This window comes from Bacteroides clarus, from assembly GCF_015555825.1.
Classification (GTDB): domain Bacteria; phylum Bacteroidota; class Bacteroidia; order Bacteroidales; family Bacteroidaceae; genus Bacteroides; species Bacteroides clarus.
On the sequence record NZ_JADNLF010000010.1, the window covers coordinates 132,092 to 144,396 of the forward strand.

At 49.9% G+C, this 12,305-nt stretch carries 8 protein-coding genes; 3 read left to right on the forward strand and 5 right to left on the reverse strand.

The genetic code is table 11. The annotated features are described in order from the left end of the window. The first annotated feature begins 5 nt into the window (after positions 1 to 5). Positions 6 to 443: a DUF6078 family protein gene (locus I2F54_RS12055; RefSeq protein ID WP_118046269.1), complete on the forward strand. Its 438-nt coding sequence runs from the start codon at positions 6 to 8 to the stop codon at positions 441 to 443. A gap of 185 nt (positions 444 to 628) precedes the next feature. Here the strand turns inward: I2F54_RS12055 and I2F54_RS12060 are convergent, their stop codons facing one another. The 3 genes from I2F54_RS12060 to I2F54_RS12070 all read right to left on the reverse strand — a co-directional run bounded on the left by I2F54_RS12060 (position 629) and on the right by I2F54_RS12070 (position 6,039). Beyond that, positions 629 to 1,867 (reverse strand): GTP-binding protein, encoded by a 1,239-nt coding sequence (locus tag I2F54_RS12060; protein WP_195501334.1) that lies wholly within the window; start codon positions 1,865 to 1,867, stop codon positions 629 to 631. Between the two features lie 120 nt (positions 1,868 to 1,987). After that, positions 1,988 to 3,325 (reverse strand): NADP-specific glutamate dehydrogenase, encoded by a 1,338-nt coding sequence (locus tag I2F54_RS12065; protein WP_009123266.1) that lies wholly within the window; start codon positions 3,323 to 3,325, stop codon positions 1,988 to 1,990. Positions 3,326 to 3,750: 425 nt separating this feature from the next. After that, a complete protein-coding gene (locus I2F54_RS12070; protein ID WP_009123269.1) occupies positions 3,751 to 6,039 on the reverse strand; it encodes an NADP-dependent malic enzyme in 2,289 nt (762 codons plus the stop codon). 175 nt (positions 6,040 to 6,214) lie between these two features. On the opposite strand from I2F54_RS12070, the gene I2F54_RS12075 reads away from it, so the two are divergent. Further along, positions 6,215 to 8,716, forward strand: a complete 2,502-nt coding sequence (locus I2F54_RS12075) for a family 20 glycosylhydrolase (protein WP_195501335.1) — start codon at positions 6,215 to 6,217, stop codon at positions 8,714 to 8,716. Positions 8,717 to 8,805: 89 nt separating this feature from the next. Here the strand turns inward: I2F54_RS12075 and I2F54_RS12080 are convergent, their stop codons facing one another. Beyond that, a complete protein-coding gene (locus I2F54_RS12080; RefSeq protein ID WP_009123271.1) occupies positions 8,806 to 10,086 on the reverse strand; it encodes an O-acetylhomoserine aminocarboxypropyltransferase/cysteine synthase family protein in 1,281 nt (426 codons plus the stop codon). Positions 10,087 to 10,225: 139 nt separating this feature from the next. On the opposite strand from I2F54_RS12080, the gene I2F54_RS12085 reads away from it, so the two are divergent. Next, entirely contained in the window at positions 10,226 to 11,269 is a 1,044-nt protein-coding gene (locus tag I2F54_RS12085) for an N-acetylmuramoyl-L-alanine amidase family protein (protein ID WP_009123272.1), read from the forward strand. A gap of 2 nt (positions 11,270 to 11,271) precedes the next feature. Here I2F54_RS12085 and I2F54_RS12090 read toward each other — a convergent pair whose 3' ends face one another. Next, positions 11,272 to 12,171, reverse strand: coding sequence for a DMT family transporter (locus I2F54_RS12090; RefSeq protein ID WP_039951139.1), 900 nt, complete (start codon positions 12,169 to 12,171; stop codon positions 11,272 to 11,274). Positions 12,172 to 12,305 lie beyond the last annotated feature (134 nt).

Below are 12,305 nucleotides of genomic sequence, written 5' to 3' on the forward strand. Positions count from 1 at the left end.
AATAAATGAATAACTTAGAGAATTCGCAGGCGCCTTACAACTTCGGTGTATGTGCCTCTGCCGATTGTACGAAACGCTTTACCTGCCTGCGCTATATAGCCTTGCAGAACGCTTCCCCGCAATATCCGTTCCTGCCTACGCTTAGTCCCCGGAAGTTGGAGTCGATGAAAGGAGAGTGCGAATATTACCGTCCGAATACGCCGGTGCGCTACGCCCGCGGTTTCACCCGGGTGGCAGAGTTGCTGACGGTTCGGGTGGCGGGCACATTCCGCTTGCGGCTTATTTCCTACTTCGGACGTAAGAACTATTACCTCGCCCGTAAAGGGGAATACCTTATCGACCCTGCCGCCCAGCAGTACATTGTCAGCCAGGCGGAAGCTCTCGGCCTGCGGCTTGATGACTACTTCGACGAGTATGTAGAACGGTATGATTGGTGGGGATAGCCGGCTGAAATGCAGCGTAATGTGGCTGCCCCATGGCGGGAATTCCGGTTTCCTTAAAGGGAAACGTCAGTTTCCTACGGTAGAAACTTCGGTTTCCCTGCTTGGAAATTCGGGTTTCCTTTAAGGGGAACGGGCGTTTCCATTAGGGAAACAGCCGTCTTCTCCGGTGGAAACGGAAATGTGCCTTATTCAAGGCATTCGTCGAGGTCGCGTATAATCTGCTCTTTGTCCATGTGCTGTCCTATGAAGACTATCTTCTGCATACGGTCTCCGTACTTATCATCCCAGTCACGCATCAGGCCGGGTTCCTGACGCATTAATTCAATCAGATCTTCTTCGGGTGCTGTGGCATACCACAAGCCGGCTTCGGTCAGTTGCTTCTGGGTGCCTGCCTGTTCAAAGAGGTAGGACATGTCGCGGTTGTGGCTGAAATAGCATACGCCTTTGGCACGGATGATGTTGCGGCTCCATCTGGTGGCGATGAAGTGGTCGAATTTGTGAATGTCGAATGCCGGACGGCGGTAGTAAACGAAAGTGCCGATGCCGTACTCTTCCACTTCGCCCCCTTCGTGATGGTGATGATGGTGTCCGTGCGCTTCGTGACGGTGCTCGTGTTCTTCGTGAGGATGCGCATGCCCGTCTTCATGGTGGCGGTGATGTCCGTGCGCTTCTTTCTCTTCCTCTTCGGTGGCCTGTTTCTCTATTCCGCGAATCCATCCCGCCGAAGTAGCCACCCGTTCAAAGTCGAACATGCCTGTATGGATAATCTTCTTTAAATTCACATCCGCGTAATTGCATTCGATGATTTCGGCCGCGGGTTGCAGGGTACGTATAATCAGCTTGATGCGTTCCAGCTCTTCGGGCTTTACTTCCGCCGCCTTGTTCAGAAGAATGATATTACAGAATTCAATCTGCCGGATGATAAGATTTTCAATGTCTTCTTCGTCAATCCCTTTCCGGGTAAGGTCGTCGCCGCAGGAGAATTCGTTTTGCAGGCGCAGGGCGTCCACTACGGTAGTGATGCAGTCCAAGCGGCAGATGCCATACTTGGTGTACATGCCGCCCAGGCGGGGAATGGAGCAGATGGTCTGCGCGATGGGTTCCGGTTCGCAGATGCCGCTGGCTTCGATGACGATATAATCGAAACGCTCCATCCGCATGATTTCGCCTATTTGCTCTATCAAGTCCGTTTTCAGCGTACAACAGATGCAACCGTTTTGAAGCGCAACGAGGCTTTCGTCTTTCTTGCCCACAACGCCGCCTTTTTGGATGAGGTCTGCATCGATGTTTACCTCGCCTATGTCATTGACGATAACCGCGAATCTGATACCTTGTTTATTGGCGAGAATATGGTTTACCAAGGTCGTTTTGCCACTGCCCAGATAACCGGTAAGGAGCAGTACGGGAATTTCTTTTGTTGTCATATCGTTTTGAAATCTCTTTTAACGGGGAGTAAATGTAGACAATATTATTAAATAAAAAAATAGAGGCGGGGAACATTGTATCTTCCCGCCTCTGTTTTATTATACTATGGCTGCCTGTTCTTACAGAATACCTTGTGCCATCATGGCCTTGGCTACTTTCATGAATCCGGCAACGTTAGCGCCCTTCACATAGTTCACGTAACCGTTCTCTTCCGTACCGTATTGCACGCAAGCGGCGTGGATATTCTTCATGATGCTTTTCAGCTTCTCGTCTACTTCTTCGGAGCTCCAACCCAGTTTGATGGAGTTCTGAGTCATTTCCAGACCCGATACCGATACACCGCCGGCGTTGGCCGCCTTACCCGGAGCATACAGAATCTTGGCTTCCTGGAATACTTTGATGGCTTCGGGAGTAGAAGGCATGTTGGCACCTTCGGATACCGCCATTACACCGTTGGCGATAAGTTTTCTGGCATCGTCACCGTTGATTTCATTCTGAGTGGCGGACGGCAAGGCAATATCCGCTTTTTCACTCCAGGGACGTGCGCCTTCTACGTATTTAACGCCCGGATATTGCTCTGCATATTCGCGGATACGTCCACGGTAGAGGTTCTTCAACTCCATGATGTAATCCAGTTTTTCACGGTCGATACCTGCGGGGTCGTATATGTAACCGTCGGAGTCGGACATCGTTAAAACTTTACCGCCCATTTCCAATACTTTCTCGGCAGTGTACTGGGCTACGTTACCCGAACCGGAAATCAGACAGGTCTTACCTTTAAGGTCTGTGCCTTTGGTTTTCAGCATTTCCAGCAAGAAGTAGATGTTACCGTAACCCGTAGCTTCCGGACGGATCAGCGAACCGCCGAATTCGCGGCCTTTTCCTGTAAATGTTCCGGTAAACTCGTGTGTCAGTTTCTTGTACATACCGAACATGAAACCTACTTCACGGCCGCCTACACCGATGTCACCGGCGGGAACGTCAGTCTCGGGACCGATGTGACGCCACAGTTCCAGCATGAAAGCCTGAACGAAGCGCATAACCTCTGCGTTTGACTTGCCGCGCGGAGAGAAGTCCGAACCGCCTTTACCGCCACCCATAGGCAGGGTAGTCAGTGAGTTTTTGAAAGTCTGTTCGAAAGCAAGGAATTTCAGAATGGACAGGTTCACGGAAGCGTGGAAGCGGATACCGCCTTTGTACGGACCGATGGCGTTGTTGTGCTGTACACGGTAACCCATGTTGGTTTGTACGTTACCCTTGTCATCCACCCAAGTAACACGGAATTGGTAAACGCGATCGGGGATGCAAAGACGTTCAATCAGATTGGCTTTGTCAAACTCCGGATGTTTGTTGTACTCTTCTTCAATGGTAGAAAGAACTTCTTCTACTGCCTGATGATACTCCGGTTCGTTGGGGAACCGTCTTTTCAAATCTTCTAATACCTTAGCTGCATTCATAATCTATTTCTTTAAATTGGTTACATATTTGTGTTATAAAGTGGTGATGCGGTAGGGTGATGGCGTCGCTTTTGTATCATCGTGCGATGAACATAAGTGTAAGCCTCATCACTTTATTACCTTATCGCTTTATCTCTCGTTGCGGTTGCAAAAGTAAACATAAAAATGATACAAGCAAACAATTTATAAAGAAAATGCGGGATAAAACAGCAAAAATGTTGTTTTATCCCGCAAAAAGGAATAAAAAGATATTATTTATCCTCTTTTGAGAGCTTTTATTACAGGAATGAATACCAATGCCGCCGAAATGATAAGCGTTAGAATGATTGGCCCGTCAATTCGTTCGGCGGAAGTCAAGACGATGTAACAAAGTGCCGCCCAAAGAAGCGTAATGCAAACTATTTGGAATTTGGATAATCGTCTTTTCATTTACCGGCTTTCTTTTTATCTACAATGGCGTCGATAACCGCCACCGCAGTGATGTTTACTATATCGCGTACGGAGCTTTCAAAGTCGGTGAAGTGGATAGGCTTGTTCAACCCCATTTGTATCGGGCCGATAAGCTCGGAATCCATATCCATTGTCTGCAACAATTTGTATGCGGAGTTGGCGGAGCTCAGGTTCGGGAAGATAAGCGTATTCACATCCTTTCCTTTCAGACGGGTGAAGGGGTATTTGGCATCGCGCAGTTCGCGGTTCATGGCAAAGTTCACTTGCATTTCACCGTCAATGGCAAGGTCGGGATAGTTTTGCTGCATATAGTCCACGGCTTCGTGCACGCTTACCGGACTTCCTTCTTTGTCTGTTCCGAAATTGGAGTAGCTCAACATGGCCATAACGGGCGTATGGTTGAAGAAGCGTACGGTATATTCCGACAGTTTGGCGATATCAATCAGTGTTTCCGCGTTGGGATGGCGGTTGATGAGCGTGTCGGCAAGGAAGTACGTACCTTTTTTGGAGTTAAGGATGTGCATGGTACCGAAATGCTTGTATTCCGGACGGATGCCGATTACTTCTTTGGCTACCTTGATGGTATTGCTGTATTTGGTGTACAATCCGGTGATGAAAGCGTCGGCCTCGCCGGTTTCCACCATCATCATACCGAAGTAGTTGCGCTCGAACATCTTGTCGTTGGCTTCTTCGTAGGTAACGCCTTCGCGGGCACGCTTTTCGGAAAGGATACGTGCATAACGCTCGCGGCGTTCCGATTCGTCAGGATGGCGCAGGTTTACGATTTCGATGCCTTCGAGGCTGAGGTCGAGTTCTTTCGCCAATTTCTCGATTGCTTCGTCATTACCTAATATAATAGGGTGGCAGATACCTTCGGCTTTGGCTTCAACGGCAGCTTTCAGCATATTCGGGTGAATGCCTTCGGCAAAGACTACGCGCTGCGGGTTGCGGCGGGCAGTGTCGTAGAGCTGGCGGGTGAGTTTGCTTTCGTAGCCCATCAGTTCGCGCAGTTGCAGTTTGTAGGCATCCCAATCTTCGATGCTCTTGCCGGCTACGCCGCTGTCCATGGCGGCTTTGGCTACCGCGCAAGATACTTCGGTGATGAGGCGCGGGTCTACCGGTTTCGGGATGAAGTATTCAGGACCGAAAGTGAAGTTGTTTACATGGTAGGCCTCGTTCACTACATCGGGTACGGGTTGCTTGGCGAGGTTGGCGATGGCGTGTACCGCGGCAATCTTCATTTCCTCGTTGATGGCTTTGGCTTGCGTGTCGAGCGCGCCGCGGAAGATGTAGGGGAAGCCGATGACGTTGTTTATCTGGTTCGGATAGTCGGAACGCCCGGTAGACATCAATACATCCGGGCGTGCGGCCATGGCGTCTTCGTAAGATATTTCCGGAGTAGGGTTGGCAAGGGCGAACACAATGGGATGGTCGGCCATGCTGCGCACCATATCCTGTGTCAATACATTGCCTTTGGACAGGCCGAGGAATACGTCGGCGCCTTTGATGGCTTCGGCAAGGGTATGCACGTCGCGACGGTCGGTTGCAAAGTAACGTTTCTGTTCGGTCAGGTTTTCGCGGTCGCTGGTGATGACGCCTTTGCTGTCCAGCATCAGGATGTTTTCACGGCGCGCGCCGAGCGACTCGTATAGCTTGGTGCAAGAGGTGGCGGAAGCGCCTGCGCCGTTCACCACGATTCTTACATCTTCAATCTTCTTGCCTGCCACTTCCAGGGCGTTCAGCAGTCCGGCGCTGGAGATGATGGCTGTACCATGCTGGTCGTCGTGCATCACGGGGATGTCGAGCTCTTCTTTCAGACGGCGTTCTATTTCAAAACATTCGGGAGCTTTGATATCTTCCAGATTGATACCGCCGAAAGTGGGGGCGATTGCCTTGACCGCTTCGATAAACTTATCGGGGTCTTTTTCGTTCACTTCAATATCGAATACATCGATACCGGCATAAATTTTGAATAACAGCCCTTTTCCTTCCATAACGGGCTTGCCGCTGAGCGCGCCTATGTCGCCCAAACCGAGAACGGCGGTTCCGTTGGAAATTACAGCTACCAGATTACCTTTTGCTGTATATTTGTACGCGTCTTGCGGATTCTTCTCGATTTCGAGACAAGGTTCCGCAACGCCCGGAGAATAAGCGAGTGAAAGATCGGTTTGTGTACTGTAGGGCTTGGTCGGCACTACCTCAATTTTCCCCGGTTTGCCTTGCGAGTGATAAAGCAAGGCGGCTTCTTTGGTTATCTTAGCCATGGTAGATTAGTTAAAATGGTTATAATTTGGTCGCAAATTTAGAGATAAAAGTTCTAAATTGTAGCTTGTGACTGATAATTTCTATTAGATTTATCAGTAAATAAACTAAAAATGCTTATTTTTGGCAGTAGATTTAAGTAATTACCCCCGATTATTAACTTAACACAAGTATTTTATGAAAATTTTGAAACTTCCTCTTGCAGGATTATTGTTTTGCACCGTGCCGTTTTGGACGGGATGCGGAACGAGTGACAAATCCGAAGCTCCGGTTTCCCTGACCTGGGAAATGGGGGCGAGCGACATTGCTCCCGGCTATTATGAGAACTCCTTTGTTCTTAAAAACATCTCCGATGCTCCTCTTCCCAAAGATTGGACAATCTATTATTCACAGCTTCCCCGCAATGTGAAGCAGGCGGGGAATCCTGCCGTTAAGGTGGAGTCGGTGAACGGAAACTTCTTTAAGATGTATCCGACGGAAAGCTTCACTTCGCTGGCACCCGGCGATTCCATGCGTATCACTTTCCTGTGTTCTTACAAGCTGGACCGGAACTCGCATGTGCCCGAGGGTACTTATTGGGTAGCTGCGACAGACGGTAAGGAAGGCAAGCCGCTTCCCGTAACGCTGAATGCGCTTGGGCTGCCCTCGCCGGAATCACTGCCCGGCTATCCGGATGCGGTTAAGATATACGAATCGAACCTCCGTTTGGCGCATGCGCCGGCTTTGAAGCAGTCGGATATATTGCCGTCGGTAAAGAAAGTAACGCCTGCCGAGGGTGGTGTTGTGCTGGACGGTAAGGTGGCTTTGGTTTATCCGGACGAGTACGCCGGCGAGGCGAAGCTGCTGAAAGAGAAACTGTCCGCCTTGTATGGTTTGGAGATAGTTGGCCAAGCTCCCGTCACAATTGCTTTGGAAACTTTGGCCGACAAGGCGAAAGCTGTGAACGATGAATACTATGATATGGTTATAGGCAGCGACCGGATAAAAATCAGCGCCGCCACGCCGCACGGAGTTTTCAACGGTACGCAGACTTTGCTGGCGATGCTGAAAGATAAAAAAGCGCCGTACCGGCTGGACGCCATGTCCGTGGAAGATTATCCCGACCTTTTGTACCGCGGGCAGATGATAGACATTGCCCGTAACTTCACTACCGCGGACAATCTGAAAAAGCTGGTGGATATTTTCGCTTCTTACAAAATGAATGTGCTTCATTTCCATTTTGCGGATGACGAAGCATGGCGTCTGGAAATTCCGGGACTGGAAGAACTGACGGCCGTAGGCAGCCGTCGCGGACATACCACTGACGAGAGCCGATGCCTCTATCCCTGTTACGATGGCGGCTATGACCCGGATGCCTCAACGGTAGGCAACGGACATTACTCCCGCGAGGATTTCATCGGTTTGCTACGTTACGCCGCTGAAAGGCATATCCGCGTCATACCGGAAATAGAATCTCCCGGACATGCCCGTGCGGCTATCGTTTCCATGAAAGCACGTTACAACAGGTATAAGGATACGGATATGGAAAAGGCCGCCGAATATCTGTTGAGTGAGCCGGAAGATACTTCCCGCTATGCGTCCGTGCAGTATTATACGGACAATGTGATAAATGTGGCCATGCCTTCCGCCTACCGCTTTATGGAGAAAGTGATTCAGGAACTTGCGGCTATGTATGAGGAAGCCGGAGTACCGCTGACTACGGTGCATCTTGGCGGTGATGAGGTGGCGCGCGGCGTATGGCTGGGTTCTCCCAAGTGCCGGGCATTGATGAAAGAGGAAGGTATGACGAAACCGCATGATTTGGCAGAGTATTTCATCACGCAAATGGCCGGCATCATGCAAAGGAACGGTCTGAAGTTCAGCGGGTGGCAGGAAGTGGCTTTGGGGCATACCGAAGAGGCTCACCGGCAATTGCGGACTCAGGCGGCAGGCGTGTACTGCTGGAATACGGTTCCGGGCTACGATGAAGTGGTTTATCAGATTGCCAATAACGGTTATCCGGTGATTCTCTGCAATGTGGGCAATTTCTATATGGATATGGCTTACAACGGGCATCCTGATGAGCGCGGGCTCGACTGGGGCGGCTATGTGGATGAGGCAATCTCTTTTTCCATGCTTCCTTTCAGCATCTATCGTTCATTGCGTACGGACGGAGCAGGGGATTCTGTTGATTTGGATAAAGCGGAAAAAGGAAAAACTGTTCTGACGGCAGAAGGCCGAAAGAATATTCTGGGTGTACAAGGTCAGCTGTTTGCCGAAACAATCCGTAGCTTCAGCGGTGTGGAATATCTTCTTTTCCCGAAAATCATGGGATTGGCAGAGCGTGGTTGGAATGCTTATCCGGCATGGGAAAAACTGCGAGGCGCACAGGAACAACAAGCTTTCGACAAAGCGCTGGCGCTGTATTATGAAAAAATCAGTGATATGGAAATGCCTTATTGGGCGAAGAACGGTATCAATTTCCGCCTGCCGCATCCGGGATTGCTGGTGAAAGACGGTACACTTTACGCCAATACAGCCATTCGAGGCGCTGAAATACGTTATACAATGGATGGTTCAGAACCGAGTGTAAATTCCGCTTTGTGGGAAATGCCGGTGAAGTGCGATGCTTCGGTCGTTAAGGCAGGGACATTCTATCAGGGTAAGGCGAGTTTGCCGATTACGTTGAAAGTGGAATAAGACTTCCGGCTTATCAGGCCGAAATCATCTGAAAAAGGTTTTGCACCACAGCGATATTTCTTTTTCGCTGTGGTGCAAAATTTATTTGGTTACGCATTCAGCGCTTGCTCTATATCAGCGATAATGTCATCCGCGTTTTCAATACCCACCGAGAAGCGGATAAGGTCGGGACGGATACCGGCTTCCAACAGTTGCTCGTCAGAAAGCTGACGATGCGTATGGCTGGCAGGGTGAAGCACGCAGGTACGCGCATCGGCAACGTGGGTTACGATAGCAGCCAGCTTCAGTGAATCCATAAATTTGATGGACACCTCACGACCGCCTTTCAGCCCGAAGGAGATAACGCCGCACGAACCGCCCGGCATGTATTTCTGTGCCAACTCGTAGTACTTATTGTCGGGCAGGCCGCAATAGTTTACCCATGCCACTTTGTCATTCTTAGAAAGGTATTCGGCGACTTTCTGGGCATTGCCGCAATGTTGAGGCATACGCAGGTGCAGCGTTTCCAGACCGAGGTTCAGCAAGAACGCGTTCTGTGGAGACTGGATGCTGCCGAGGTCGCGCATCAACTGCGCCGTAGCTTTCGTGATGTAAGCCAGTTTGCCGAAAGCTTTTGTATAAGTGAGCCCGTGATACGATTCGTCCGGAGTGCAGAGGCCGGGGAATTTGTCGGCATGCGCGTCCCAATCGAAATTACCGCTGTCTACAATTGCGCCGCCTACGCTGGTGGCGTGTCCGTCCATGTATTTGGTGGTGGAGTGGACTACTATATCGGCTCCCCATTCAAACGGGCGGCAGTTGATAGGAGTGGGGAAAGTGTTATCTACAATCAACGGCACCCCATGCTTGTGGGCGATGCGGGCAAACTTTTCGATATCGAGAACCTCCAGCGTTGGGTTGGAGATCGTTTCGCCGAACAAGGCTTTGGTATTCGGACGGAAAGCTGCGGAGATTTCCTCTTCGGGCGCATCCGGGTTGACAAAAGTCACGTCGACGCCCAGTTTTTTCATTGTTACGCCAAACAGGTTGAATGTTCCGCCATAGATAGTGGATGAGCATACGAAGTGGTCGCCTGCCTGACAGATGTTGAAGATAGCATAGAAATTCGCAGCTTGTCCGCTCGATGTCAGCATAGCGGCTACACCGCCTTCAAGAGCGGCTATCTTGGCGGCAACGGCATCGTTCGTAGGATTCTGCAGACGGGTGTAGAAGTAACCGCTGTCTTCGAGGTCGAACAGACGAGCCATTTGTTCGCTGGTGTCATATTTGAAAGTTGTACTTTGATAAATGGGGAGTACACGGGGTTCACCCTTTTTAGGAGTCCACCCTGCCTGTACGCACAGTGTCTCCGGCTTGAATTGCTTTGCCATAATGCTATCTGTTTTTAGAGTTTCTTTTCTTTAAAACGCGTAAGTTGTCGCAAAAGTAGGGAAAAAAATATAAATTTGTACGCGTGAATGGTAAAATGCAATAATTTAGCAGTTGAAAATTTACTGCCGATACGAATAAATGACGAATAACGGGAATATGAAACGTATATTTTGCTTGCTGGCTATCCTCTTTTGTACTTTTCTTGTTTTTGAGGTCTCTGCTCAGGGAGAATATGCCACACCCAAGGCGGGTGAGGGTATTTCCGCTTTTCTGGAGCGGAACAAGCGTCCCGGAAAAGCCTGCTATAACGAGTTTATGAAGCTGAACGAGAAACGTCTGCGTGGAAAAGAGGAACTGCGATTGGGAGTGAAGTATATATTGCCTCCCTTGAAGAAGGGGACTTCTGCCGCCGCTTCATCCAAATCTGCCGCCGGCAAAAAGGGAGCGGTTCGGGAACGGTTGTTCGGGAAGAAACTGGCTGATGTGAAAGTGACTTCCAACCGCTTACAGGGCGCTTGCTTCTATGTAGTCAGCGGGCATGGCGGTCCCGACCCGGGAGCTATCGGGAAAATAGGAAAGGTGGAGTTGCATGAGGATGAATATGCCTATGATGTTGCCTTGCGCCTTGCCCGTAACCTGATGCAGGAAGGGGCGGAAGTACGTATCATCATTCAGGATGCCAAAGACGGGATTCGCGACGACCGCTATCTTTCCAACAGTAAGCGGGAAACTTGTATGGGAGAGGCTATTCCGCTGAATCAGGTAGCCCGTCTGCAACAGCGTTGTGCCAAAATCAATGAACTCTATCGGAAAGACCGTCAGAAATATAAGTATTGCCGGGCCATCTTTCTGCACGTAGACAGCCGTAGCAAGAGCGCGCAGACGGATGTCTTCTTTTACCATGCTCCGAAAAGCGTGTTGGGAAAGAAGCTGGCGGTTACCATGAAAGAAACTTTCGAGTCGAAGTACGACAAACACCAGCCGAACCGCGGGTTTGAGGGGACTGTCAGTTCACGCAACCTTTATGTATTGCTGAAAGCCGCGCCGACTTCCGTTTTTGTGGAATTAGGCAATATCCAGAATACGTTCGACCAACGTCGTTTCGTTATCAGCTCCAACCGCCAGGCTTTGGCAAAGTGGATGATGGAAGGATTTATCGCGGATTATAAGCGGACGAAGTAGGATTACTTGCGCACTTTGCCCGTGCCGTTTTCGTGCAGGATGACTACTGTCACTGCCGTCACAATCAGGGCGATTCCGATAGCGCTGCTCCATGTGAAGCTTTCTTTGAATACGCAACATCCGATGACTATGGCGGTCAGAGGTTCCAATGCTCCGAAGATGGATGTAAGCGTGGGGCCTACATGTTTGATTGCCTTTACCAGACTGATATTGGAAACGGCCGTTGCCGGTATTGCCAGTCCGAGGATGTTCAGCCATGCATGGCCGTCTGTTGCCGGTCGGATGCCGTCTGTCAGACAGCCGCCTATAATATAGAATAGGGTTCCGAATCCCATGACATAGCAGGTCAGTGCCGTAGACGGGATGCTGGCAGCGCGGCTTTTCCGTACACCTATAATATATCCGCCGTACGAGAATATGGAAATGGCGGCGGCGATCAGTCCTGTTGCAGTATCTCCGCCTTTGAAATCTATCTCGCCCGATGACAGTAACGCCGCGCCTATCAATGAAATGAACACTGCAAACAGGATGGAGAAAGACTTCTTTTCCTTGAAAAACAGCATCATGGTAAGCGCTACCGCCAGAGGGTACATGAAGTGAATGGTGGATGCTACGCCGCTGGCAATATTTTGGTAGGCTATCACGAGGCTGAATGAGGTGGTGGCTCTGAACAGGCTTAGTATGAATACGGTCTGCCAGTCTTTCCCGGTGATTCGGAACCGCTCTCCCAATATGATGCCGGCAATTGCCAAAATGAGTGAAGCGATTCCCCAGCGGTATGTCAGCACTTCAAAGGATGAGAATCCCGCTACCAACAATGATATGCTGAAGAAAGGCGCCAGTCCGAATGTGGACGAGGAGAGTGCCGCATATAGAAAACCTTTTATAGTAGTGTTTTGCATCTTTTTCTTGAAAATTAAACGATATACCGGAACCTATCTCTTTCATCGTTTGTTTGTTCCGCATAATGATTTGCAAAATTAGTGAATAAAAGCGTACATGCGAATGGTACGTGCATATTAAAAAATGAAAGGAA